Annotated in this window: 20 protein-coding genes; 10 read left to right on the top strand and 10 right to left on the bottom strand. The window is 50.0% G+C overall.

Annotated elements, in window-relative coordinates:
- Nucleotides 1–18 precede the first annotated feature (18 nt).
- From KDN34_RS04180 to KDN34_RS04160, 5 genes are all read right to left on the bottom strand, one after another.
- Nucleotides 19–2541, bottom strand: a complete 2523-nt coding sequence (locus tag KDN34_RS04180; RefSeq protein WP_212595672.1) for a glycogen/starch/alpha-glucan phosphorylase — start codon at nt 2539–2541, stop codon at nt 19–21.
- Nucleotides 2542–2590: 49 nt separating this feature from the next.
- Nucleotides 2591–4798, bottom strand: coding sequence for a glycogen debranching protein GlgX (gene glgX / locus KDN34_RS04175; RefSeq protein WP_212595671.1), 2208 nt, complete (start codon nt 4796–4798; stop codon nt 2591–2593).
- The gene (gene glgB / locus KDN34_RS04170; protein WP_212595670.1) at nt 4798–7080 is read right to left on the bottom strand and encodes a 1,4-alpha-glucan branching protein GlgB; all 2283 of its coding nucleotides are present in this window, start codon (nt 7078–7080) and stop codon (nt 4798–4800) included. The genes glgX and glgB overlap by 1 nt, the downstream gene beginning before the upstream one ends.
- 19 nt (nt 7081–7099) lie before the next feature.
- A complete protein-coding gene (gene malQ, locus KDN34_RS04165; protein ID WP_212595669.1) occupies nt 7100–9268 on the bottom strand; it encodes a 4-alpha-glucanotransferase in 2169 nt (722 codons plus the stop codon).
- A gap of 355 nt (nt 9269–9623) precedes the next feature.
- The gene (locus tag KDN34_RS04160) at nt 9624–10109 is read right to left on the bottom strand and encodes a MarR family winged helix-turn-helix transcriptional regulator (RefSeq protein ID WP_212595668.1); all 486 of its coding nucleotides are present in this window, start codon (nt 10107–10109) and stop codon (nt 9624–9626) included.
- Between the two features lie 316 nt (nt 10110–10425).
- Here KDN34_RS04160 and yiaY point away from each other — a divergent pair, with 316 nt between their 5' ends.
- The 5 genes from yiaY to KDN34_RS04135 all read left to right on the top strand — a co-directional run bounded on the left by yiaY (nt 10426) and on the right by KDN34_RS04135 (nt 14296).
- Nucleotides 10426–11574: an L-threonine dehydrogenase gene (yiaY, locus tag KDN34_RS04155; protein ID WP_212595667.1), complete on the top strand. Its 1149-nt coding sequence runs from the start codon at nt 10426–10428 to the stop codon at nt 11572–11574.
- A gap of 125 nt (nt 11575–11699) precedes the next feature.
- Nucleotides 11700–11927 (top strand): hypothetical protein, encoded by a 228-nt coding sequence (locus KDN34_RS04150; RefSeq protein WP_212595666.1) that lies wholly within the window; start codon nt 11700–11702, stop codon nt 11925–11927.
- A gap of 44 nt (nt 11928–11971) precedes the next feature.
- A complete protein-coding gene (locus KDN34_RS04145) occupies nt 11972–12643 on the top strand; it encodes a DUF2461 domain-containing protein (RefSeq protein WP_212595665.1) in 672 nt (223 codons plus the stop codon).
- A gap of 65 nt (nt 12644–12708) precedes the next feature.
- A complete protein-coding gene (locus KDN34_RS04140) occupies nt 12709–13986 on the top strand; it encodes an RsmB/NOP family class I SAM-dependent RNA methyltransferase (protein WP_212595664.1) in 1278 nt (425 codons plus the stop codon).
- Nucleotides 13987–14128: 142 nt separating this feature from the next.
- Entirely contained in the window at nt 14129–14296 is a 168-nt protein-coding gene (locus tag KDN34_RS04135; RefSeq protein ID WP_212595663.1) for a small highly charged protein, read from the top strand.
- Between the two features lie 108 nt (nt 14297–14404).
- On the opposite strand, the gene glnB is transcribed toward KDN34_RS04135, so the two are convergent.
- A complete protein-coding gene (gene glnB / locus KDN34_RS04130) occupies nt 14405–14743 on the bottom strand; it encodes a nitrogen regulatory protein P-II (RefSeq protein ID WP_212595662.1) in 339 nt (112 codons plus the stop codon).
- 218 nt (nt 14744–14961) lie between these two features.
- On the opposite strand from glnB, the gene KDN34_RS04125 reads away from it, so the two are divergent.
- Nucleotides 14962–15477 (top strand): GspH/FimT family pseudopilin, encoded by a 516-nt coding sequence (locus KDN34_RS04125; RefSeq protein ID WP_212595661.1) that lies wholly within the window; start codon nt 14962–14964, stop codon nt 15475–15477.
- A 92-nt stretch (nt 15478–15569) separates the two neighbouring features.
- Nucleotides 15570–16007 (top strand): GspH/FimT family pseudopilin, encoded by a 438-nt coding sequence (locus KDN34_RS04120; RefSeq protein ID WP_212595660.1) that lies wholly within the window; start codon nt 15570–15572, stop codon nt 16005–16007.
- Nucleotides 16008–16082: 75 nt separating this feature from the next.
- On the opposite strand, the gene KDN34_RS04115 is transcribed toward KDN34_RS04120, so the two are convergent.
- On the bottom strand, nt 16083–17435 hold the full coding sequence (locus KDN34_RS04115) for an NCS2 family permease (protein WP_212595659.1): 1353 nt from the start codon (nt 17433–17435) through the stop codon (nt 16083–16085).
- 287 nt (nt 17436–17722) lie between these two features.
- On the opposite strand from KDN34_RS04115, the gene KDN34_RS04110 reads away from it, so the two are divergent.
- Nucleotides 17723–18088, top strand: coding sequence for a PilZ domain-containing protein (locus tag KDN34_RS04110; RefSeq protein ID WP_212595658.1), 366 nt, complete (start codon nt 17723–17725; stop codon nt 18086–18088).
- Between the two features lie 9 nt (nt 18089–18097).
- Here the strand turns inward: KDN34_RS04110 and radA are convergent, their stop codons facing one another.
- The gene (radA, locus tag KDN34_RS04105; protein WP_212595657.1) at nt 18098–19462 is read right to left on the bottom strand and encodes a DNA repair protein RadA; all 1365 of its coding nucleotides are present in this window, start codon (nt 19460–19462) and stop codon (nt 18098–18100) included.
- 149 nt (nt 19463–19611) lie between these two features.
- On the opposite strand from radA, the gene KDN34_RS04100 reads away from it, so the two are divergent.
- Nucleotides 19612–21978, top strand: a complete 2367-nt coding sequence (locus tag KDN34_RS04100) for a PilZ domain-containing protein (protein ID WP_212595656.1) — start codon at nt 19612–19614, stop codon at nt 21976–21978.
- Here KDN34_RS04100 and serB read toward each other — a convergent pair.
- Nucleotides 21975–22952 (bottom strand): phosphoserine phosphatase SerB, encoded by a 978-nt coding sequence (gene serB, locus KDN34_RS04095; protein ID WP_212595655.1) that lies wholly within the window; start codon nt 22950–22952, stop codon nt 21975–21977. The two genes, KDN34_RS04100 and serB, sit on opposite strands and share 4 nt — an antisense overlap.
- Before the next feature lie 79 nt (nt 22953–23031).
- Between serB and KDN34_RS04090 the strand changes: the two genes are divergently transcribed.
- Nucleotides 23032–23718 carry a YtjB family periplasmic protein gene (locus tag KDN34_RS04090; protein ID WP_212595654.1) on the top strand — a complete coding sequence of 229 codons (687 nt, stop codon included), beginning with the start codon at nt 23032–23034 and terminating at the stop codon, nt 23716–23718.
- Between the two features lie 45 nt (nt 23719–23763).
- On the opposite strand, the gene deoD is transcribed toward KDN34_RS04090, so the two are convergent.
- Nucleotides 23764–24474, bottom strand: a complete 711-nt coding sequence (gene deoD / locus KDN34_RS04085; RefSeq protein WP_212595653.1) for a purine-nucleoside phosphorylase — start codon at nt 24472–24474, stop codon at nt 23764–23766.
- Between the last annotated feature and the right edge of the window lie 54 nt (nt 24475–24528).

The raw sequence follows: 24528 nt of genomic DNA, 5'->3' as shown, positions 1-24528 counted from the left end.
AACTGATTAAATGGCTGCTTATCGTGCCTTCCAAATATGATCCCGGTAGCCAGCAATGGTGACATCACTGGAAAAACGGCCACTGGCGGCGGTATTACGTATGCTCATTGCGGTCCAACGTTGCCAATCCTGATAGGCTTTGGCCACCTCCAACTGTGCCAAGCGCAGTGATTCAAAATCTGCGGCCAGCATCCATGGATCGGTGGGCGATTCAATAGCATCAATAATCGGTGTAAAAATGCCCGGCTCCTGTAGGTTGAAATGACCACTTTTCAACAACGACATCACGCCGCTTAACGCTTCAGATGCAGCGACATATTCCCAAGGACGGTAATGCCCACGTAGTTCTTCAACCGATTGGGCATTCAACCCAAACAGGAAAAAGTTGTCTTCACCGACTTCTTCGAGCATTTCAATATTGGCGCCATCCAGAGTTCCGAGCGTTAAGGCACCATTCATCATAAATTTCATATTCCCCGTGCCAGAGGCTTCCTTGCCCGCAGTGGAAATCTGTTCCGATAAATCAGTCCCGGGACAGATAGTTTCCATGGCACTCACGTTATAGTCTGGCAAAAAAGCAAACCTTAGCCAGGGTTTAGCCCGATGATCGCCATTGATCATGTGCGCCACGTTATTGGCCAGCTTGATAATAAGTTTAGCTATCGCATAGCCCGGTGCAGCTTTCCCGCCAATTAACACGCAGCGCGGCTGCATCCCCTGGGTATCGCCACTGATAACTCGTTGATACAGATGAATGACATGCAGAATATTCAGCAATTGCCGTTTGTATTCGTGGATCCTTTTAACCTGCACATCGAACAGCATTGTGGTATCAAATTCGACATGACAGCGTTCGGCCACCAGCTCAGCCAGCGCCTGCTTGTTCTCTTGTTTGACCTTGCGCCAGTCATTGACAAAGCTGCTGTCTGCTGTAAACGCATTGAGTGCCGACAGTTTGCTGAGATCGGTTACCCAGTCATGACCAAGGCGGCTGCTGATAAGCTGGTTCAGCCCCGGATTGCAATAGGCCAGCCAGCGTCTAGGCGTTACACCATTGGTACGGTTATTAAATTTATGCGGCCATAAATCGTGAAAATTACGGAACAGGCCGGAAGTCAGTAATTGCGTATGCAATGCTGCAACACCATTAACTGAAAAGCTTGCGACAATTGCCAGATAGGCCATCCGAATATTGGGTTCAGGTCCCTCTTCGATAATGGACATGTCACGCAACTTGCTCACATCACCAGGCCAACGGTGTGCAACTTCATCAAGATAACGCGCATTGATTTCGTAGACGATTTCCAAAATACGCGGCAACATGTGCGCGAACATGCGCACCGGCCAGCGCTCCAGCGCTTCAGGTAGCAGGGTGTGGTTGGTATAAGCGATACAGCGGCTGACGATATTCCAGGCTGGGTTCCACTCCAGTTCATAAACATCAACCAACAGCCGCATCAATTCAGGTACAGCAATGGCTGGATGCGTGTCATTCAATTGAATCGCGTTGTATTTCGGAAACTCGGTGAAATCCATGCCATGCTGCTGTACCCAATTTCGCAGCAGATCCTGCAAACTGGCAGATGACAGGAAATATTGCTGGCGCAAACGTAATTCCTTACCGTTTTCGCTGCTGTCATTGGGATATAACACCATAGTGATCTGTTCGGCCTGGTTTTTAGCCGCGACAGCCTCGGTGTAATCCCCTTGGTTGAACTCTGCCAGATCGAATTCGTTGGTGGCTTCAGCTTTCCACAACCGCAAAGTGTTAACCCGGCCATTGCGGTAGCCGGGCACTGGCACATCATATGCAACAGCCATGACATCCTGCGTATCCAGCCACAACATGTGTCGGCGGCCCTTGAGATCGACATAACTCTGGGTATGACCAAAGAAATGCACCGTGACATTGTGTTCCGGGACCCGAACTTCCCAGGGATTACCATCACGTAACCAGCGATCAGGCTGTTCAATCTGATAACCATCGATAATTTTTTGCACAAACATGCCGTATTCATAACGAATACCATAGCCGGTCACATTAAGCCCCAGTGTTGAGCAGCTATCGAGAAAACAGGCAGCCAGACGCCCTAGGCCACCGTTCCCCAGACCGGCATCATGCTCCTGCTGCTCCAGCGTTTCGAGATTGACGGCATATTCCTGCAGCACAGCACAGCATTCGTCGGTGAGTTCAAGATTGAGTAACGCATTGCCGAGTGCGCGCCCCATCAGAAACTCCAGTGACAGATAGGACACATGTTTTTTATGCTGCAACACATCCTGCTTGCGGGTGTCACGCCAGTTATCCAGCAGTTGCTCTTTGACACTCAGCGCCAGCGCATGAAACATCGCATCGGCATTCTGTTGATCCCAACACAAGTCGTAGCGCAACTGTCTGGCGAACGCGGCCTTGAGTGAATCACAGGGTTCACAAGGCTCATGGACCGGCAGTTTCGCAACGTTGGAAGCAGCGGTGCGTTTCCCTTTTGCCACCGTAGCTATACTGCTGCGGCGAGCGGGAGTTTTCGGGGTATCACTCATGCTTCCTCCTTCGCGGATTGCTATTTTCAAAAATTATCGAATGATTGGCTTAAACATCCAGCTGTGCCTTAAACAGCAACAAGCTGCAGGGCAGTAACAGAAACGCCTCTCCCGCTTGCAATAGTGGATGATTACCCGGTTCACCATCTGCGGTAATCGTGGTCAGGATTAACTGCCAATGACAATCCACATCAATGTTAGGCACGGTAAAGGTATGCTCGGTGTTACCAGCATGCATCAGCAACAGCAGCATCTCCGGTTGTCCGTTCTCATCTTCACCTTTCAATAGCATCTGCAGACTACGGCAATGGCCCTCGGCCCAGTGAATACGACTCATGATTTCGCCGTGGGCATCAAACCAGGCTAGCGCCTGGGCTTCATTAGGATCATCGGTATGAATATAGCGCGGACAACAAAACACTGCCGATTGGCGGCGAATAGCGATTAACCGCTGACAAAATTGCATCAACGTCCGACTCTGCTCGTCATCACGCCAGTCGACCCAACCGAGCAGATTATCCTGACAGTAGGCATTATTGTTGCCCTGCTGACTGTTACCCTGTTCATCGCCGGCCAATAACATTGGCACCCCCTGCGATAACAGCAGAGTTGCCAGCATATTGCGACTTTGACGAGCACGGAGTTCCACAATTTTGGGCTCTTCCGAGTCCCCTTCTTCGCCGTAATTACAGCTGAAATTCTCATGGTGGCCATCACGGTTTTCTTCACCGTTGGCGTCGTTATGGCGCAGTTCATAACTCACCAAATCCCGCAGCGTAAAGCCGTCGTGACTACTGATAAAGTTGATAGAACTACAGGGGCCGCGGCCAGAATGCTCAAACAAATCGCCGGAACCATGCAGCCGTTTGGCCAGCTCAGGTAACATGCCATGATCGCCGCGCCAGAAGCGCCGCACCGTGTCGCGATATCGGTCGTTCCATTCAGAGAACACCAGTGGAAATTGGCCTAACTGATAACCGCCAGGGCCAATATCCCAAGGCTCAGCTATCAAGATCACGCCACTCAATACCGGATCCTGCATTAATGCATCAAAGAAACCGCTACCGCGATCAAAACCCTGAGGCTCTCGCCCAAGACAGGTCGCCAGATCGAACCGGAAGCCATCAACCCCCATCACCGCGACCCAGTAGCGTAAGGAGTCCATGACCAACTGCACCACTCGCGGATGGCTCATATTCAGGCAATTGCCACAGCCAGTGTCATTGATATAAAAGCGTTTATCGTTAGGATGCAGGCGGTAGTAACTGGCGTTATCAATACCGCGAAAACTGTACTGCGGCCCCAGCCGACTGCCCTCAGCGGTGTGGTTATAAACGACGTCGAGAATGACCCGAATATCATGCCGATGCAGTGCCTCGACCATCTGCTTAAATTCCGCTATACCATCGGCAGTGGCGCAATAGGCCGGGTGTGGCGCAAAGAAGCCGATGCTGTTGTAGCCCCAGTAGTTGCTCATGCCTTTGTCGGTTAAGAACGGTTCCGAAAAGAAACTTTGCACGGGTAGCAGTTCTACACAGGTGACACCTAAGGATTTGAGGTAATGGATGGCAACTTCACTCCCCAGACCGGCGAATGTGCCACGCAGCGATTCATCCAGTTCCGGCAAGTGCGCGCTAAATCCTTTGAGATGCATCTCGTAAATCACTTCATAACTCAGGGGCCGCGATGGCAAGCGTTGACCATTAAACGGCTGATCTTCCACGACTACAGACCGCGGCAAGGCCCAGGCGTTATCGCAGCTATTGGGCCGGCTATCGTCACCGATACCACCATCAGCACTGACTCGCTTGGCACCCTCGCGTTCCATTTCTGGTAACTCAAGCTGGCATTCGTCATCTAATGGTCGCCCGGCGCTATCGACACGGGCATATCCCAAATGCCAGGGGCCGGGCTGCAAAGTGCCAGCCATCCAACGACTGTAGGGATCTAGCAGTAGTTTATTGGGATTAAATCGATGTCCCAGATGTGGTTGATAAGCCCCATCAACCCGATAGCCGTAACACATCCCCGGTTCGGCCCCCAGCAACAATCCACACCAGATTTGCTGCCGCTGTTGCGGTAAGCTAAAGCGCCCTATCTGTCGCCAATGTCCCCCAGTTTCCGCGCTGTATAGGCACAGATCCACTGCGCTCGCATGAGCTGAAAACAGCGCAAAATTAACCCCGAGCACCCGGCCATCGGCACCTCTGACGACCCGGCTACCTAAGGGATAAGGCTGTCCAGGAAGCATCTGCATCAGTCTTGCTCCTGCCATTGAAAATACACGGTCGCTAATGGCGGCAGGCTGATCAGTGCGCTGTATTGCATTCCCTGCCAGGGTTGATGTTCAGTGGTGATGCCGCCACCATTACCAACATCACTGCCACCGTAAAAATGACTGTCACTGTTGAGTAGTTCTGCATAATGGCCAGCTTTGGGTAAGCCGATACGATAGCCAAGGCGTACGGTAGGGGTAAAGTTACATACAGCCACCAGCGCATTGCCGTGATCATCAAAACGGCAGAATGCCAATACACTGTCAGCAGCATCGGTACAATCGAGCCAGGCAAAACCAGCACCATCGCCATCGCGCTGCCACAATGCCGGTAACTGACGATAACAGCGGTTAAGATCGGTCACCCAACGTTGTAACTGTTGATGCGGTTCAAATTGCAACAGATGCCAGTCCAGACTGTAATCGTGTTGCCATTCATGTCGTTGTCCGAACTCGTTGCCCATGAACAGCAATTGCTTACCGGGATGGGCCCACATAAAGCCATAGTACGCACGCAACGTGGCAAATTTCTGCCAGTCATCACCGGGAATTTTCTCAATTAAGGAGCGTTTGCCATGCACAACTTCGTCGTGACTGAGCGACAAAATAAATTGTTCGGTGTAAGCATAAACCAGCGAAAAGGTCATCTCGTGGTGGTGATAGCTGCGGTGTATCGGATCGCGGCTGATATAGCTTAACGTATCGTGCATCCAGCCCATGTTCCATTTGAAGCCAAAGCCTAAGCCGCCGCCGCCCACATCGCGGCTGACGCCGCCCCAGGCAGTGGATTCTTCGGCGATCATCATAATGCCCGGATAACTGGTATACAGACGGGTATTGAGATCTTGCAGCAACGCAATGGCATCGAGATTTTCACGGCCACCGTATTGATTAGGTGCCCACTCGCCAGGCTTACGGCTGTAATCCAGATACAACATTGAAGATACGGCATCCAACCGCAAGCCATCGATATGGAATTCCTGCAACCAGTAGCAGGCATTACTTAACAGGAAACTCTGTACTTCTTTTCGGCCATAGTTATAAATCAGCGTGTCCCAATCAGGATGGCTGCCACGCCGTGGATCTTCATGTTCATACAGACAGGTACCATCAAAGCGCGCCAGTCCATGCGGATCTTTCGGGAAATGAGCCGGCACCCAGTCCAGCAGTACACCGATGCCAACCTGATGAAAGGCATCAACTAAGGCTTTTAACGCGGCAGCACTACCAAACCGATAGGTCGGAGCATACATGCCTACGGGCTGGTAGCCCCAAGACCCGTCGAACGGATACTCACTCAGTGGCATAAATTCCACATGGGTGAAACCCATTGCCACCACATAAGGCACCAATTGCGCAATTAACTCTTCATAGTCGAGATAGTCGCGACCATCGTGGCCTTTGCGACGCCAGGAGCCAAGATGCACCTCGTAAATACTGATCGGCGCTTTATGCCAGGCAATCTGGCTGCGACCAGTCATCCAACTAGCATCACACCAGTCCCAACATTCGTCGAACGGCACCCGCGACGCATTATGCGGTGAAGGTTCCATGCTTCTGGCAAACGGATCTGCCTTCTGTTGCCAGTATCCATTGTGAGCTTGAATCGCATATTTATAATGTTCCCCCCCCACAAGACCTGGAATAAATATCTCCCAAATCCCCGAACCCTGATGAAACCGCATGCTGTGGCGACGATGGTCCCAGCAGTTAAAATCACCAATCACTGACACCGCTTGGGCATTGGGCGCCCACACAGCAAATAACACGCCTTTGCTACCGTTGCATTCTTGCCAGTTAGCACCGAGAAAACGCCATGCCTGCTGCTGTCGCCCCTCACAGAACAAGTAGGTATCTTTTTCATCCAACAAGGACGGGTAGCGGTAGGGATCATCCAGCAGTAGTTCGGCGTCGGGATAACGCACTTGGAGCTGGTAGGCAAAAGGCTTAGTGCGGCGCCCAAGTGTTCCCGCAAACAAGGGTTCAGCATCGGCAACAGGCGACAACGACGCCACTTTTTTACCAGTCTTAGAGTCAAGCACCGTGGCCTCAAGGGCTCCTGGTAATACTGCACGCACCACCAGTGACTTTTTGCCATCCAGGGTGAGCTGATGCATTCCCAACCAATTGAAAACATCGCCATGACGACCTTCCGCCAGCGCCTGACAGACGGCAATATCTCCGCAACAAGCGACAGTGTCCGTCTCCGGCTCAATATCAGCGATGGGACGTGTTTCAGACTGCGCGGATGATTGCTGTTGCATCTGCGGTTCCTCCTGTCAGTTAATCGGAAGTATGGTGTCTTGCATTACATACTGCTGTAAGCGTATGAGTAAAAATAGAATTTTTTGATAAATGTTCCAATGGTATGGAATATCGACGACGCCAGTTAGGATATTCAGTGCTGGTTCCGGGAATATTGACTGCATCCACTTCGGCCAGCAGATCGGCCAAAGCCACACTATAGAGTTCGCTGGCTCCCGCGGCGACCGCGCCCGCCCAGTGCGGAAGTAACGTACAAAATTCCACATCTACTGCAAAATCTTGTCCGGTCATATCCCGCAACCATTGCAACAATCCTTCACGTTTGTGGCTGCGACGCAGTTGTGCTTGCTGTAACTCGTTATCGGAGTACAACCCTAAACGATGGCGCTCCAGTAAATCCTTACCTTGCCACCAGGCCGCCATAGTTGGCACATCATGGTTAGCCAGCATCATCAGCGCATGAGGTTTATATTCTGAAGGCGGTTTAAAACCGGCATATTGTGGTAAGCGGGATTCATCGACACAAAAATAAAATAATTCGTTGGAGAAAATACCCGCGCGGCGCATCGGCTCAATAATCTCTGTCGGCACTAAGCCGAGATCCTCGCCAATCAACATGCAGCCAGCTCGCTGACTCTCCAGCAACAAAATGGCCATCATGCAATCAAAAGGGTAATAGACATAAGTACCGCCATGCTGATCAGCATCGGCGGTTACCGGCCACCACCATAGACGAAACAAGCCCATCATGTGGTCGATTCGCAGTGCGCCGCAGTGATGCATATTGCGGCGCAATAATGCAATAAAGTGCCCGAAATTGGCTTGGCGTAGACCGATGGGATCGAGTGGCGTCAGCCCCCAGTTCTGCCCTTGAGGCGCAAACGGATCCGGTGGCGCGCCGATACTCGCCTGGGTACAAAATTGCCGGGGATGCTGACGCACTTCAGCACCCGTCCCGATAGCGCCCACCGCCAGGTCCCTAACCAGACCAATATGCATACCGCTATCTTTGGCCAGTTCCTGACAGAAAGCTAACTGCTCCTCCGCGACAAATTGCAGATAAAGATAAAACTCTGGATTTTTCAGCCAGGGGGCGGTCACCTCTTGAGCTTGCGTCTTGGCATAAAACTGTAAGTCTTCGCCAGCATCACGCACAAATGCTGCCAACGCTTTACGGCGGGGATGTTCGCTGGGATAACCACTAAACACTTTAAAAAGTGCTTTTAACTTAGTTACTTTAATCTTGAATGCTGCAGGGTAATCGATCCACAGAGTGCCGTTATTATTGACGGGCATTCTTTTAGGTAGTGCCTTCTGCCAGTCGGCTTGACATGCCTCTGGGCACAGGGACGTACTGATATACAACGGGTGTATGCGTCGCCGGTCATAGGGGCTGTAAGGACTGGCAGCTTCGGCATCCTGCAAGGGTAATGCATGTAACGGATTAAGCTGAATAAAGTCAGCGCCTTGAGCCGCCATGATACGGATAAACTCGGCCAATGCGCGAAAATCACCGATCTGGGTTGGAATGCCCGAATGGCGAGGCTCACTCGCGACCGATGACCACAGCGAAAATAGTTGGACACTGACGCCCCACGGCTTATAGCTCAGCTGTTGCGGCAGGTCTGCGGCATAACTGCGACGAGGTGCCACCATCCACAGACCACGACTGAGGGCAGTGTTCATTCCCGCAGGCATCGCACTCGCTGCTGTTATCGTAAGCTGATGATAACCTTCACCTATCGACACCAAAGCATGCTCAGCGACAAGCTCAGAAAGAACCAACTCTCTTTCGAGATACAGTTGATTTTCAGTGTAATAATCGCCCGTTACCGGCGTATCGGCCACAGAACAAACTGTGCTGAGGTGAGTACCATCTTCAGTATCAATATTCAGCGTCAATTGCCCGGAATAGACTTCAGGAACTCGCACACGAATCACCAGTGCGTCTGCGTAACACCATTGGAAGGGAGGTAGAAAATCTTGCCATGGTCTGGCATCAAGAGACGCTATCCGTTGCGATACCCAGGCCGCAAATGCCTGTTCACCAACATCAGCCAGTTCTGCATGGCACATGGCCCGCAGAATTGCTTCACGATCAGTGGCAGGAGTCGTGTGATGATGGCCGTCACAATCAACAAAGCCATTACCTACTCCCTGCAAGTACAGCAACTTCTCCAGATCCATCGACGCACTCCCTGTTTGTCGGTCGGCTAGTAGTCAATTATTGAGCAGTTACCATGCCAGAAGCAAATCAACGGCACACAACCGATTAATCAACATCTGCAATATGATTTAACATGTTCAAAATCAAATAGCTATTACAGTCTAATGACAGTTGTTCGATAAACATCTGACCAATATGACTGGTTTGACAGGCATCATTTTGGCGCAAAAATGTGCAGCAGATCACCAAATAAGTGCAATCAGTCGTGACCACACGCACAATTATGGGGATGGAATTTTTATCAGCAATTCAGTCTGTTGGTAACAACCTCCGTTGTCTCAGCAAGTCATTACCCAGCACCTAAATTTAGCCAATCTAATTGTCGTCTTCGTGAGACAGGATTTGTCCAACCAACAGCATCGGTGCAGCATCGAGCTTTTCCGCATCCATCATATTCGCAATGCGCTCGACTGAAGACAGCAGCTGACTCTGTTCCCATTCTTCCAGCATCTGATACCGCTTGATAAAGTGCTCCTGCAGCGGTTTGGGTGCTGACAGTAATAACGATTGGCCAGCATCACTAAGCAACAGATGCACTTTGCGTTTATCTTCTGAACTGCGTTGTCGGATCACCAAGCCTTTGGCTTCTAGGCGATCCAGAATAGTCGTCACCGTCGCCGGACTCAGATTAATCTCGGCGGCAACTTGCTTGGCTAATGGTGTACCTAGGTTAGCGATCTTCTGCATCACGATCAGCTGGGGGCCGGTCAGTCCTGAATGTTTACTTAACTGCTTTGAATGCAGATCAATTGCCCGGATGACCTTACGCAACGAAATCAGTAACTGCTCATATTTTTCCATGTATGGTCCCATCTGAATCGGTAAATGGCAGAACCTTGCCACTGGACGATATGGATATGATAACAAATCGCCCAACTGGCAACAGAGAAATCCCGGCTAATCAGCAACCTAAATCTGGCAAATGACAATAATGGTCAATTTTCAGACAATTTACGCAAATTCTCCTATCAAAAACATGGATTTAATTCAAGTTACTTTTATCGCATTTTTTGAATTAATTATATGACAGATAAGCATTTTTTATTTACATTAGACTTTTCTTGTGTTAAATCAGCTAATACATCCAATCGCCCAAACAACACTAGGAGGTGTACTCATGGCTGCGAAATTTTTTATCCCGTCAGTCAACGTACTAGGGCAAGGCGCCGTGGATGACGCCATCAACGATATTAAAACTCTCGGTTTCAAACATGCACTGATTGTGACAGACAAACCCTTAGTCAGTATTGGTATCGTTGGCTCTATCGCCGAAAAACTTGGACAAGTGGGTCTGTCAGTCACCGTTTATGACGGCGTGCACCCAAATCCTACCGTATCCAACGTAGAAGCAGGTCTGAAGCTTCTGCGCGATAATCACTGTGATTGTGTGATCTCTTTGGGGGGAGGTTCACCACACGACTGCGCTAAGGGGATAGCGCTGGTAGCTGCCAACGGTGGCACAATAGGTGACTATGAAGGTTTGGATCGTTCAGCTAAACCTCAGTTACCACTGATTGCTATCAACACCACAGCCGGTACCGCAAGCGAAATGACCCGCTTCTGTATCATCACGGATGAAGTTCGCCATATCAAAATGGCCATTGTCGATAAGCATGTCACACCATTGCTGTCGGTAAATGACCCAGAATTGATGCTGAAAAAGCCAAAAGGCCTGACTGCAGCTACCGGCATGGATGCACTGACTCACGCCGTTGAAGCTTATGTGTCTACTGCCGCAACACCTATTACTGATGCCTGTGCCGTAAAAGCTATGGAACTTATCCGTGATAACTTGCGCACTGCTGTGGCTCACGGTGACAACCTGGAAGCTCGTGAACAGATGGCTTATGCAGAGTTTCTGGCCGGTATGGCCTTTAACAATGCGAGCCTCGGTTATGTGCACGCTATGGCGCATCAGCTAGGGGGTTTCTATGACCTGCCACACGGGGTATGTAACGCCCTACTGTTGCCATTTGTACAGGAATACAATGCTCAGGTTGCTGCACCACGCCTGAAAGATGTCGCAAAAGCACTGGGGGTTGATGTTAGTGCGATGACCGATGCTCAGGGTGCCCAGGCTGCGATTGATACCATTAAACAATTAGCAGCAGACGTGGGTATTCCAGCGAACCTCGCATCCATCGGGGTTAAAGAGGAAGACATCCCAGTACTGGCAACTAATGCGCTCAAAGACGCCTGCGGTATTACCAATCCGAAACAGGCATCACATGAAGAAATTTGCCAAATCTTCAAAAACGCGATGTAAATTAGCGTTTTACTTTCAAGGCCCTGTTTGATGACAGGGCCTTTTTTGTGGTTCTTTTTCCCGGATTGAAGCCCGGCTGCGAAGCAGACTATAATCGCGACACAACATCCAGCCAATTAACAACGATGAACAATCCCGATTTCAGCACTATTAATCGTCGCAGTGCTCAGTCCTACATTGAGCATAAACATCTGATAAAAAATCTGCTGGCCGGTCGTACAGTTCCGTGCCGTCACTGTGGTCAGCCACTGCAGGCGCAACTGCCCGTCGCTGGTAGTGAAAACGCTGGTTACATTCGCTGTGCCAAAGGCTGTACCGATATCGAGTTAGAGGCATCATTGCCACTACGCTGAGTCATTAGCACAACTAATCCCCTAGGATGTATGGAAGGGAAGCTATGTTTACTCAAAGTTGTTTTGATTTTCTTGCGGCACTGCAGCTCAACAATGACCGTGACTGGTTTAAAGCCAATCAACATCAATATGAAACGGTGGTGCGCACCCCAGCATTACAGTTTATTGAGCAGATGCAGCCGCACATTCTGGCCTTGTCGCCCCGTCTTACGGCGGTCGCCAAAAAAGTCGGCGGCAGTTTGATGCGGCCACAACGCGATACGCGTTTTAGTCATGATAAAGCCCCCTATAAATCCAATGTAGGGATCCAGTTTCGGCACTTTCAGGGGAAAGATGTCCACGCGCCGGGGCTGTATGTACATCTTGCTAACGATGGCTGTTTTATTGCTGCCGGGATCTGGCATCCAGAATCACCAGTGCTGAATAACATTCGCCAATGTATTGATGATAATCCCAATGGCTATCAGAAAGCGTTAGCCGCATTAAACAACGCCGGCTTTTATATGGATGGTGATAGTCTGCAACGCCCCCCAAAAGGCTATGACAAACAACATCCATTGATTGATGAACTCAAACGAAAGGATTTTATTGCGGTTAAAGAGATTTCTCAGAGCACGGTAACCCAAGCCGATTTCGCCGAATATTGTGCGCAGCAGTTTCAACATTGCCAGAAGCTCATGGGCTATTTGTGCTTTGCACTTGAACTCGATTACTGACACTGACGACCTGGCGCTTGGCTTCTGTTAAACTTGGTGCCAGTTTTATCTAACGCTAGCGCACCATGACTCCTGCTGAAAAATACGCCGACAGTTACGCCAAGACCATTCACCAACTCTTTACCGAGATTTTGCAGTCCCGCCAAAGTGCGGATCGGGTCTTGGCCGCTTATTTTCGTCTCAATAAAAAACATGGTGGACGCGATCGCCGTATTATCCGAGAAACCCTGTTTGCCCTGTTTCGCTGGTATGGCTGGCTGAAGTTATTACCGGCCGCTAATGATGAGCAGTTATGGTTCCGACAGCTGGCGGCTTGTGGACTGCTCGAACAACATAGCTGGCAACCGACACTGGAAGCGTGGCAATTACGCGGAGGATTGCTACCGCATTCGGGTACCCCTTGGCAGTCGCTGACACAAGCGGCAGAACAGCTGCAACTGTGGTTTGCGGGTACCGATTTTCCTGCCGAGGCACTGGTGCCTCAATGGTTCTGGCAGCAACTATCCGCAATGAACGATACACAGAAACTAACATTATTACAGAGTTTCTGCAGTCGGCCGCCGCTGTGGTTAAGAGTACAACAATTATCTACCACCGATGCGAAGCAGGCGCTGGCAACAGCGGGATTCAGCGCAACTGAATCTGCCTATTTTGAGGATGCCATCAGTCTGGGTCATCAAAGCATCAACCTCAACGAACTGACACTGTATAAAGATGGTCAGCTAGAAGTACAGGATCTGGCCTCACAAGTCATCGGCCATATCTGCAACCCCCAAGCGGGAGAACAATGGTGGGACGCCTGCAGCGGTGCGGGAGGTAAGAGTCTGCAACTCGCGTCATTGATGAAGAACCAGGGCCAGATCGTTGCGTCTGATATTCGGCAAAGCGCGTTACTGGAACTTGAAAAAAGGGCTGCCCGCAGCCAGTGCAACATCATTAAATCCGTCCTTTGGCAAAGCGAAACCGCACCGGTTGCGACTCAGGCATTTGACGGTGTGCTGGTTGATGCACCGTGCAGTTGTACCGGCACCTGGCGTCGGAATCCGGATATGCGTTGGCTAGACCACGAAACCGCCGTCACTGAAAAACCACCATTGCAACTGGATATCCTGCAACGAGCCAGCAACGCGGTAAAATCCGGCGGGGTTCTGGTGTACGCCACCTGCTCTCTGGCTGACGCTGAAAATCGCGGCGTCGTCGACGCATTTTTGGCAGCCAACCCACAGTTTACGCTGCAATCGTTAGAACATCCTTTTACGGGTGAAAGGACAGAATATTTGACCGTGTGGCCCTATCAGGCCGATACCGATGGGATGTTTGTAGTGCGTATGCTTCGCCAATAGCAGTAAATGTCATCCTCATCAGCAGATTTGCTGTTGTTAAATATTTTTTACCAACAGACGTTAAATTTTTCGCTTTAGCTTGACAGATCCTTTAGGTAAAAAGAGAGGGTGCGCCGTATATGCACATTTCTGGAACAGGATCATGTCAAACCCATATGAATTTGATGATGATGACTCTTCATGGGGAGAGCATCAGCGTAACAAGCAACGCAACAGCAAGCGCGTAAAACAACGCCGCCGTGATACCAAGCGTCGTTACTACGACGAAGGTCCAGAAATGGACGCATTTAAGGAAGACAAGTGGAAATAACGCTGCGTTAATCCGCTGTTTTTGCTACTTAGCCGACATCAGTGGCTAGCGAATTCGAAAAAGGGTGGTCACTGACCACCCTTTCTGTTGTTGAGCTTGGCTAGCAGACTATACCGCTTCTTCGTTTTCTTCACCGGTACGAATTCGGATGACCCGTTCAACATCGGTCACAAAAATCTTACCATCACCGATCTTACCAGTGCGGGCAATATCTACGATGACATCCAGTGCTTGCTCCAGCAAATCGTCCTGGATCACCAATTCGATTTTTACTTTGGGCAGAAAGTCCACCATATACTCAGCACCACGATAAAGCTCTGTGTGCCCCTTCTGACGACCAAACCCTTTGACCTCCAGCACTGTCATCCCTGTAATGCCAATTTCCGCCAATGCTTCACGGACATCGTCAAGTTTGAAAGGCTTGATAATGGCTTCCACTTTTTTCATCAGGCACTCCTTCATCACCTTAATTCTAGCTTCTCCGTTTAGCTTACCACGCTAAGCCGTTGGGCGAAGCCTCCTATCGTAAAATTACCCCTAAAAAAAACCGCTGTTTATTAGCTAATTGTCTAAAGGACGATTATGCAGCTTACTTCTTGTACAACTACACTTTGAACGGTATCCGGTGCGCAGGACGCTGCACTTAACACGCAAAGGACTTGCTTATGAAACATATGCCACAACGGGGCTTCACGCTAGTGGAGCTGGTTATCACCTTGCTGATTTTGACCATTTTGTTAGGTATCGCAGTACCGTCTTTAGCAGACTTACACCGTCAATATCGTACTGATTCCGCCTTACGCCAATTACAACAATTGCTGTCCTTCGCCCGTAACCAGGCCATCAGTTATCGCTCACGAGTTACCGTCTGTCGGCTAAACGGCAATAGCTGCATCGACAGCGACTGGCAACAAGGTGTCAGTGTCTTTATCGATCACAACGGTAATCTGCTCCTGGATACGGAGGATAAATTATTGCAGCAATCCGGTGAGTTCCACGCTAACGACAGCATCTTCTACAATCGTAAAGCTGTGCGCTTTCATCCGGACGGATTAGCCAGTGGCAGTAATGGCACGCTGAGTTACTGTCCGGAAAAAGTCAGCGACAATGCACAGACCATTATTGTGAATCAGGCGGGGCGAACCCGTCGTAGCGACGATAATATCAATTGTGGGACATAAACCGCAGTTAGCTGATTTTAGTCAATTTCTGCTCCCATTCGCCGACTGAACCCCCTATACTTGAATTTCACGTTTTGGTAACAGGGTGTCACATGTCTGGTCACTATCGCGGTTTCACACTAGTGGAGTTAATGGTCACCATTGCCGTGGCAGCCATTCTGCTGTCGGTCGGGGTGCCATCGCTGAAGTCGTTATATGATGGTTATCGCGTAAAATCAGAAATCAGTCGTATCGAACAAACGCTGGCTTTTGCCCGTAACCAGGCTATCAGTTATGGCATGGGCGTGTCTGTTGCAAAAAATGGTGCTAACTGGAGCGATGGTCTCCGAGTGTTTGTCACCAGTAGTGATAAAACGTTAAAAGTTGTAGATGGTTTTAGCAGCCATGATGTGGTAACCGGTGCCGATGTAACATTTCAAGCTGACGGTTTGAGTAGTGGCGAGGCTACCTTTACCTACTGTAACAACAGCAGTGACTGCAAAGGCGTCAAAGTGAGTAGCTCAGGTATGATCAGGTACACCGATAGCTAACCATTGCCAAATACGCTGTACGTTACCATAAAAAATCGCGGCAATTGCCGCGATTTTTTATTACATGCGGCTACGTTAAATTGCCCAGCCACCGACATAGAATACAACCAGGCCAATGGTGATCAACAGCACGCCTGGTTTGATCTTACGCCACTCGCCGCTGCAAATACGGCCAATCACTAAGGTCGCAAACCCCAACATAATACCGGTAACGATATTACAAGAAAGCACAATGAATACCGCACATGTCAGGCCAGCCATGGCATCGACTTTGTCATTAAAATCGAGCTTGGTGACATTTGACAACATCAACAGTCCGACGTACATCAGTGCCGGAGCGGTAGCATAAGCTGGTACCAAGTAAGACAATGGTGCCAGGAAGATCAACAGCAAAAACAACACGCCAACCAGGGTGGCAGTCAACCCGGTTTTACCGCCTGCGGCGGTGCCTGCAGCGGATTCAATATAAACGGCGGCTGGAGCCCCCCCCACCAGACCGGCAAACATACTGCTGACCGAGTCTGCTGTCAGCGCTTTGCCACCATTGATAATATTGTCTTCCTTGTCCAGCAAATTGGCCTGACCTGCCACGGCGCGAATCGTCCCGGTGGCATCAAAAATCGCCGTCATCACCAGTGCCAACACAATTGGTAAGACTACTGGATTCAGTGCCCCCAAGATATCCAGTTTACCAAACAGGCTGTGCTCAGATGTCAGATCCGGCAGCGCAAATATCCCGCTAAATTTCACCGATGGATCAAACACCAGACCGAATACTGACAACACAATGATAACTAACAGAATGCCACCCGGAACCCGACGTTTTTCCAGACCAATGGTTGCCGCCAGACCAATGATAGTAGCCACCACAGGCAAGCTGCTCACATCGCCTAATTTTACCGGCAAACCGCCGCCAGTGTTGCCAACAATCAAGCTGACATTATTAGCGGCAATCAGTAACAGAAACAAACCGATACCAATGCCTGTTCCGTGAGCGATGCCCCGAGGCAGATTCGTTAGCACCCACTGACGGATACCGGTAACAGTCACCAGCGTGAACACTACCCCCATCAGAAAAATTGCCCCAAGGGTTACTGGGATAGACATGTGCTGCCCAAGTACCAGGCTAAATGCAGTAAAGGCTGTCAGAGAGATGGCGCAGCCGATAGCCATAGGCAAATTGGCCCATAACCCCATCAATAGTGACCCAAAAGCCGCGATTAAACAGGTGGCAATAAACACTGAGCCAGCATCAAAGCCCGCCTTTCCTAACATGGATGGCACCACGATGACGGAATACACCATCGCCAAAAATGTCGTCAAACCAGCGATCAATTCACGGCGCACACTGCTACCGCGTTCCTGAATCTTGAAATATCGCTCCAGCCATGAAGAATTCACGGCACTATCGGAGTTAGATGAATGCATAGGACGTTACCTTGTTGATCTCAAAAGAGGGTACAAAACACAGTACAAGAAAGAGACAGACTGCGTCGGACGCGCGATCATAAAACAATTCTGATGTCAGGGCGATAGCCTATTCAAGAACTGTGTGGTGGCTAGCACTGTTCAAAAAACACGCTTTGGTTCTGTTGTCGCCACAGCCAAAATTATCCAGCAATTATTTGAATCAATCACTTTGCGAAAAAGACAGGTGTCAATTGGCAAAAATCTGTCTACAATTTAGGCAATTTACAGGATGAAGCGGACATCAGATGGAAGACAAGCGTAAATTCTCGCGCGTGCTGTTTGAAACACCGGCACAACTGCGCACCGAAACGAGAACCTGGAACACCCGATTAGTGGACCTGTGTCTTAATGGCGCGATGGTACAATTGCCGGATGATTTTGAACTGGCGCCATCACTGATCCTCAGTTTCCGCTTGCCAGCATCAGAGATCGAGGTGAGCATGCTGGCTGAACCCGTCTACCACAAGCGTAACTATCTGGGATTGAAGTGCGCGTTCATCGATGTGGATAGCATTACCCATCTGCGCCGCTTATTGGAACTCAATACCGGTGATACTTCACAACTTAATCGTGAGCTGGATCAGTTCATATCCGAACACGACTCGGTATAACCCTTTCCGTTACAGCGCCGCCAATGCTTCACTGAGTTTACGCACGCCAATGACTTCCATTCCCGGCGGCGCTTTTTTCGGGACATTGGCGATAGGCACTACCGCACGACGAAAACCATGTTTGGCTGCCTCCACCAGGCGTTCCTGACCATTGGGCACCGGACGAATTTCACCAGACAACCCAACCTCGCCGAACACCACCAAATCACGCGGTAACACTTCCCCCCGAAAACTCGACAACATGGCCAGCAACAGCGTCAGATCGGCGCTGGTTTCAGTCACTTTAACGCCGCCCACCACGTTAACAAAAACATCCTGATCGGCCATCTGCAACCCACCATGACGATGCATCACCGCCAGCAACATGGCTAGACGGTTGCTATCCATCCCTACTGCAATGCGACGCGGATTGGATAACGCTGAATGGTCCACCAACACCTGTAATTCCACCAGCAACGGTCGAGTCCCTTCCCATACCACCATCACCAGCGAGCCAGACGCAGCTTCATCGGCACGCGACAAAAAAATTGCCGAGGGATTGGCCACTTCACGTAAGCCACGTTCGGTCATAGCAAACACACCGAGTTCATTGATAGCGCCAAAGCGGTTTTTATGGGAACGCAATGTACGATAGCGGCTATCACTGTCCCCTTCAAACATCACCGAGCAGTCGATGCAGTGCTCCAGCACTTTAGGTCCGGCGAGACTGCCATCTTTGGTGACATGTCCCACCATGATGATGGCAATGTTATTTTGCTTGGCAAAACGGGTTAGAAATGCTGCCGATTCGCGCACTTGCGCCACACTTCCCGGAGATGACTGCACATCACTGATGTGCATCACCTGAATCGAATCGATAACAATAATTTTGGGTTGTTCTTTTAATGCCACATCACAGATGGTATCGACATTGGTTTCCGACAGCATTTTTAGTTTGCCGGTAGGCAGTCCTAAACGTACCGCACGCATGGCAACTTGCTGTAACGACTCTTCACCTGTCACATATAACGCCGGTAAGGTCTCGGCCAATTGACATAAGGTCTGCAATAACAAGGTACTTTTGCCGGCACCAGGGTGCCCACCAATCAGAATGGCACTGCCAGCGACAATACCGCCGCCCAACACTCGATCCAGTTCAGCAAAACCGCTGGGAATGCGTGGCACCTCGTTCAGATCAATCTGATCCAGAGTTTTCACCTCGCTACTGCCCGCACCAGCGTAACCACTAAAACTGCCGCTACGGCCCGCGGTAGCGGCACCCAGCCTAACTTCAGTGATGGTGTTCCATTCGTTACAGGCGCTGCACTGCCCTTGCCAACGAGGAAAATCTTGTCCGCACTCTGTGCAGACATATGCTGTTTTGTTTTTTGCCATAAAAATTGGAATGTTGGGACACTTTTGACAGAATATAAAATAACTGCCCTTTCAAGACGATAACTGGCATTTAAGCATTCAGTTCTCGCCGCAGCAGCCGACATAAAGTTAACCAATCACGCAGTTTAGCATCTTTTTAGAGTGAATAGATGAGTGCAGACGCCCACAGTCTCCTGATTGAACAATTAAAACCAATCATGATGGAGCCCAATTTTGATGACCTGTTTGACAAGATGACGCAGGGAGAATCTAACTCCAGTCGTTTTCTGTTAAAAATGGAAATCAATCGTCTCGCCAGTCCCTGCCTGCGGATCATCGATTTACGAGATAAGTCTGAACTGCCTTGCAGTGAAGTGATTTTTGCTGAGCAGCATCATTATCTGGACGAGCCTGCCAAAGAAATATTTCAGCGCGCATTAGCCTTGTACCGTCAACAATACACAATGGGGGTATATGAAGAGGTGATGCGAAGTCATCAACAACGCCGTCACCAAAAAGAAAGCAACAAGATAGAGCCTGCGCCCAGCCTGGTTCCGGGGATTATTCTCGGCAATTACATCCGTCGGACTGAAGAACGGATGAACTACAGTATCAAAATACTGGTGTCTCAGCCGGGACAACGGGAAGTCACCGGTAATACCTTGGATCTTTCTGTCAGTGGCGCAAGGATCCGCTTGCCTGCCAAACACGGTTTTAATCTACAACGCCCTTTAACGGTAAAACTGCAGGAACTGGGTGATGAATTCTACTTTGCCGATCTGCAGCAAGGTGTGGATTATCAAGTCGTAGATGCCGATGTGGTCGATGATGACTGTCGCCTGCGACTCAAGCGGGTCAGTGGCAGTGAGCAGTTATCGCAAATGCTGTCAGATCTGATCCGTGGCTACAAACTACGCTATAAGGTGGATGTGAATGATGTGATGGTCAATGCCAGCGGACTGGGCTTTGAGCGCCATTATCTGCCACATTATCCGCATCTGCCATTGTTCATCAGCTACGATCAACAACAGCAACCGCAAATTGGCACAATTTTACTGAGCAGCGATAATCAGGAGCTGCTGCACTATTTTCTTGATGAAAACGACGTCAACCAACTACCGGCGATTCTGAGCCGTCAGCGACTCCAGGCATTATTGGCGCACCCGAATGACAGTGCTTATAGTCTGCTGTACTGCTTTACCTATAACGCCAAAGGGCGCCTGTTCTTTTATGCGGCAACGTTAGCCGAGCTGCAAGAAACTGCCCTATTACCGCTGTTTTTTCACTATGGCGCAGGTAAGGCCAGCTGGAAAGTTTGCCGATTGCACCTGGACGACATAGATCATCGGCAGCCTTATAAATCTTCGGCACTGCCTGGCGATGATCCCAGTTACAGCAGCATGACAGAACAGCAACTAGCGCAGTATCAGCATTTAGTACAACTGATGGATCTCACCGATGAAGCGGCGGCTGAACAATATCAATGCTGGCAATCTCCTCAGAATATCAATGATCTGAAACGGTTTGGCATAGAAAAAGGCCCACAAAGTCAAATTCATCTGGTTGCCCTTAATTTTAGTGAGCGCCGCCGTGAAGCCCGCTTTGCCTTTAAAACCTTGGTTTCCATTACTCAGGACGGCAAGCAATTACAAGCGATGACCCATGACATCTCCAGTAGAGGACTGCAACTGCACCTGGACAATCCGGTTGTGCTGGACAATAGCAAAGAGCTATTGCTGAGTTTTTCGAAATTGCAGCAGCTGGCCCCTAAAATTAAGTTGCAGGATCTTCCCTATCGTCTGGTTCATAGTCGTAAGAACGGTGTCACCTTGCATTTGGCGGCCATAGTGGGTCACATACCGCATACCGGTGTGGAGTTTCTCAATCAGCTGATCATCCGTAATCGTGAGAAACTGCAGCAATTGACAGACAACCATCAGCAGACAAAAGAATTAGCGGACGGCCTGAAGAATCAGTTAATGCGCCACCTCCATGCGGTACCGTTTATGCTGGAGAAAACGACGAAATCGTTCCGAATGGCTTGCATAGGCATTGGGATGCAACGGGACGCGATCAGTGATCTGTTTGCCCGTGAGCAAGGAAACCGGCTGCTATTTGATTTGGCACCATTGCTGGCTGAGGGGCGGCTGAAGCTGGACTTCATCGAACCGATACGCCGGATGAAACCAGAACACAGCGCTGACAGTTTTGAACTGTTTGCGATTGTCAGTACTGGCGAACGGCCCCAGATTATCACTTGTAAGCGGGCGGAAGAGATGCCCACACCGACGGCATTGTCGGACTTTATCCAGCAGGCTGATCGCATTGGCCGATTTATGGCCTTAAAGGTCTACCGCGGCGCGGTTGGAAAACCGGATCTATCTTATCTGCAACGCGAACTGGATTACGTCAAACTCCACGCCAAACACCGCGCACAGCAACTAGAGCAGCTGTTGTGGCGCATTGTGGGTGTTGGTGAGTTGGTGGATATTACGGCGGAAGTCAGAATGAGACTGCCGCCGCCAGCACAAGATTAACAAGAGTGATACTGCAAGAAAAACGGGATTACCTGTAGCCCTAACTGACGAATTTGCGCATCCGCCGCTGCTGCCAACTTAGGCTTTGCATGATAAGCCAAGCCAAAATCAGCCGCAGTAACCATTGGGATATCATTGGCACCGTCGCCAATCGCCACTCGCTGACCGCTGGCTATCTGCCACTGCACCGCACAATCCGTCACCACTGCGGCCTTGAATGCTGCATCGACCACTTTGCCGGTCACTTCGCCGACAAATTTGCCATCTTGCAGCACCAGTTCATTGGCAAATGCGGCATCCAGCGACAGCAACTGCTTCAGATGATTCACAAACGGGGTAAAACCACCCGAGGCCACTACCGTGCGCCAACCATGCTGCTGTAACTCAGCAATCATTGACGGTAATCCAGGGCTTAATGGCAGCTGTTCACATAATTGCCCAATAATAGCCGTATCGGCGCCTTTGAGTTTTGCAACACGCGCCCGTAAACTTTGTTCAAAATCCAATTCGCCCAGCATTGCCCGTTCAGTTACAGCGGCGACTTCAGCGCCCACGCCGGCCGCTGCGGCCAATTCGTCAATACATTCAATCTGGATCGCAGTAGAGTCCATATCCATTACCAGTAACCCTGGGGTGGTTAACTGCGGTAACTGAGTCGATGGAGCGAGCAACAATTGTTCCAGCCCCGGCAGTGCCTGCAGCGCTCCAATGACCGATGCTGATGGCGTGCTACCTAACAATAATTCCATCCCTAACAGGGGTTGCTGACGATGCAACCGGGATATGGCGCTAATGGGTAAGGTTGGCAAAACTGACACTACCGCACTTTCTGCTTCCGGTGTAAATACCAAACGCAGCCGTAACTGTTGCAGATGTTCACCTTCGGAATATAGCGGCCAGAAGTGTTGCCCAAAGCCAAAAACGTCTCGATCACTGGCTGACTTAAGGGTCAATTGACTGAACTCTGGAACCATGCTGTATATTTCTCCGGCTATCAGGGTCGGCGATAATCCATTATGATTAACGCTAAACCTCTGTGTATTAAGGTACAAAGTGTTATTGTTCAAAGGGCTGAAAACCACCCACACCTTTATCAGGCTGTTACAGATTGCCCTGGCAGTAACGCTGATCGTCGGCCTGGTGCAACTGTGGCAGACCAGCCTACTACAAGGTCAGCTATTGCTGAAGTCCCAAACGGAAAAGATGGCCAGATTATTGGTGCAACAAACTGCTTATGGTGCTGCACCGGCCTTGCAATTGCAGAATGATGAACAATTACAGTGGCTGACAACGGCGTTAGTGCAGGATCCGAAAGTCATGGCTGCCACCATTTACAGTGAAGAAGGCCAACGCCTATCATTTGCGCAGGACATCACCGAAGAAGATGTCGATCCAGACAGTGACGAGTTAGAGAATCTGCTGGCACCCTATCCGCCATATGTGGAGAGTGTGGTGCAGGATGGTAAAAATCTCGGTTTTATTGAGGTACGACTCGACCCGAAACTGTTCTTCAACGAAATTAAAGCCGCGCATGAACAGAATATGAAACAACAGCAGATCATGCTGTTGGTGGCCGGGGTCATTGGCATGCTGTTATCGCGGGCACTGTCATTTAAGCGTGCGGATTTTGACCGCCGCCGGACTCGGGTCAAACATCGTAGAAAGGCGTTAAAGCAACAGGCAAAGTTAGCTGCAGATAATGCGGCGAGTGAGCCGGAGACATCAGTCCCCCTCAAATAGCGAAAAAGGAGCCATGCGGCTCCTTTGGCGATCCACCGGACAACGCTATAGGGTCAGCGCAGCTTCCAGCGTCATGGAGATCATGTCGTTAAAGGTCGTTTGACGCTCTTCAGAGGTCGTTACTTCCCCAGTACGAATATGATCAGATACGGTCACGACACACAAAGCGCGGGCACCGAACTCTTTGGCAACGCCATACAAACCAGCAGCTTCCATCTCAACCCCGAGCACGCCCATTTTTTCCATCACGTCAAACATATCCGGCTCAGGAGAATAGAACAGGTCGGCTGAGAACACGTTCCCTACCCGGACTTTGATGTTCTGCGCCTTGGCTGCGTTTACGACGGCGGTCAGCAGTTCATAATCTGCGATTGCCGCAAAATCTTTGTCTTTAAAACGCATACGGTTTACCCGCGAATCGGTGCAGGCCCCCATGCCAATCACCACATCACGCACTTTGATATCGCGACTGATAGCACCACAGGTTCCCACGCGGATCAGGTTCTTAACCCCGTAATCCTTGATCAGCTCGGTTGCATAGATAGAGCAGGAAGGAATGCCCATGCCAGACCCCATCACTGAGATTTTCTTACTTTTGTAAGTTCCTGTAAAACCTAGCATATTACGCACATTAGTGACTTGTTCTACGTTCTCCAGAAAAGTCTCGGCAATATATTTGGCACGCAGCGGATCGCCTGGAAATAGCACGGTTTCCGCAAAAGCACCGTCTACTGCGTTGATGTGTGGTGTTGCCATGAAAAAATAACCCCTTTGGTTCAAAAATAAATTTGTCATCCCCCGCTCAAACAT

The organism is Shewanella yunxiaonensis (assembly GCF_018223345.1).
Classification (GTDB): domain Bacteria; phylum Pseudomonadota; class Gammaproteobacteria; order Enterobacterales; family Shewanellaceae; genus Shewanella; species Shewanella yunxiaonensis.
The sequence above is the reverse complement of the archived record's forward strand: the minus strand, read 5'-3'. Positions and strand labels throughout refer to the sequence as shown.

Bases quoted from the DNA above. Each gene is read 5' to 3' on its own strand.
- KDN34_RS04180 (WP_212595672.1), bottom strand. From the start codon at position 2,541: ATGAGTGATACCCCGAAAACTCCCGCTCGCCGCAGCAGTATAGCTACG.
- glgX (WP_212595671.1), bottom strand. From the start codon at position 4,798: ATGCAGATGCTTCCTGGACAGCCTTATCCCTTAGGTAGCCGGGTCGTC.
- glgB (WP_212595670.1), bottom strand. From the start codon at position 7,080: ATGCAACAGCAATCATCCGCGCAGTCTGAAACACGTCCCATCGCTGAT.
- malQ (WP_212595669.1), bottom strand. From the start codon at position 9,268: ATGGATCTGGAGAAGTTGCTGTACTTGCAGGGAGTAGGTAATGGCTTT.
- KDN34_RS04160 (WP_212595668.1), bottom strand. From the start codon at position 10,109: ATGGAAAAATATGAGCAGTTACTGATTTCGTTGCGTAAGGTCATCCGG.
- yiaY (WP_212595667.1), top strand. From the start codon at position 10,426: ATGGCTGCGAAATTTTTTATCCCGTCAGTCAACGTACTAGGGCAAGGC.
- KDN34_RS04150 (WP_212595666.1), top strand. From the start codon at position 11,700: ATGAACAATCCCGATTTCAGCACTATTAATCGTCGCAGTGCTCAGTCC.
- KDN34_RS04145 (WP_212595665.1), top strand. From the start codon at position 11,972: ATGTTTACTCAAAGTTGTTTTGATTTTCTTGCGGCACTGCAGCTCAAC.
- KDN34_RS04140 (WP_212595664.1), top strand. From the start codon at position 12,709: ATGACTCCTGCTGAAAAATACGCCGACAGTTACGCCAAGACCATTCAC.
- KDN34_RS04135 (WP_212595663.1), top strand. From the start codon at position 14,129: ATGTCAAACCCATATGAATTTGATGATGATGACTCTTCATGGGGAGAG.
- glnB (WP_212595662.1), bottom strand. From the start codon at position 14,743: ATGAAAAAAGTGGAAGCCATTATCAAGCCTTTCAAACTTGACGATGTC.
- KDN34_RS04125 (WP_212595661.1), top strand. From the start codon at position 14,962: ATGAAACATATGCCACAACGGGGCTTCACGCTAGTGGAGCTGGTTATC.
- KDN34_RS04120 (WP_212595660.1), top strand. From the start codon at position 15,570: ATGTCTGGTCACTATCGCGGTTTCACACTAGTGGAGTTAATGGTCACC.
- KDN34_RS04115 (WP_212595659.1), bottom strand. From the start codon at position 17,435: ATGCATTCATCTAACTCCGATAGTGCCGTGAATTCTTCATGGCTGGAG.
- KDN34_RS04110 (WP_212595658.1), top strand. From the start codon at position 17,723: ATGGAAGACAAGCGTAAATTCTCGCGCGTGCTGTTTGAAACACCGGCA.
- radA (WP_212595657.1), bottom strand. From the start codon at position 19,462: ATGGCAAAAAACAAAACAGCATATGTCTGCACAGAGTGCGGACAAGAT.
- KDN34_RS04100 (WP_212595656.1), top strand. From the start codon at position 19,612: ATGAGTGCAGACGCCCACAGTCTCCTGATTGAACAATTAAAACCAATC.
- serB (WP_212595655.1), bottom strand. From the start codon at position 22,952: ATGGTTCCAGAGTTCAGTCAATTGACCCTTAAGTCAGCCAGTGATCGA.
- deoD (WP_212595653.1), bottom strand. From the start codon at position 24,474: ATGGCAACACCACACATCAACGCAGTAGACGGTGCTTTTGCGGAAACC.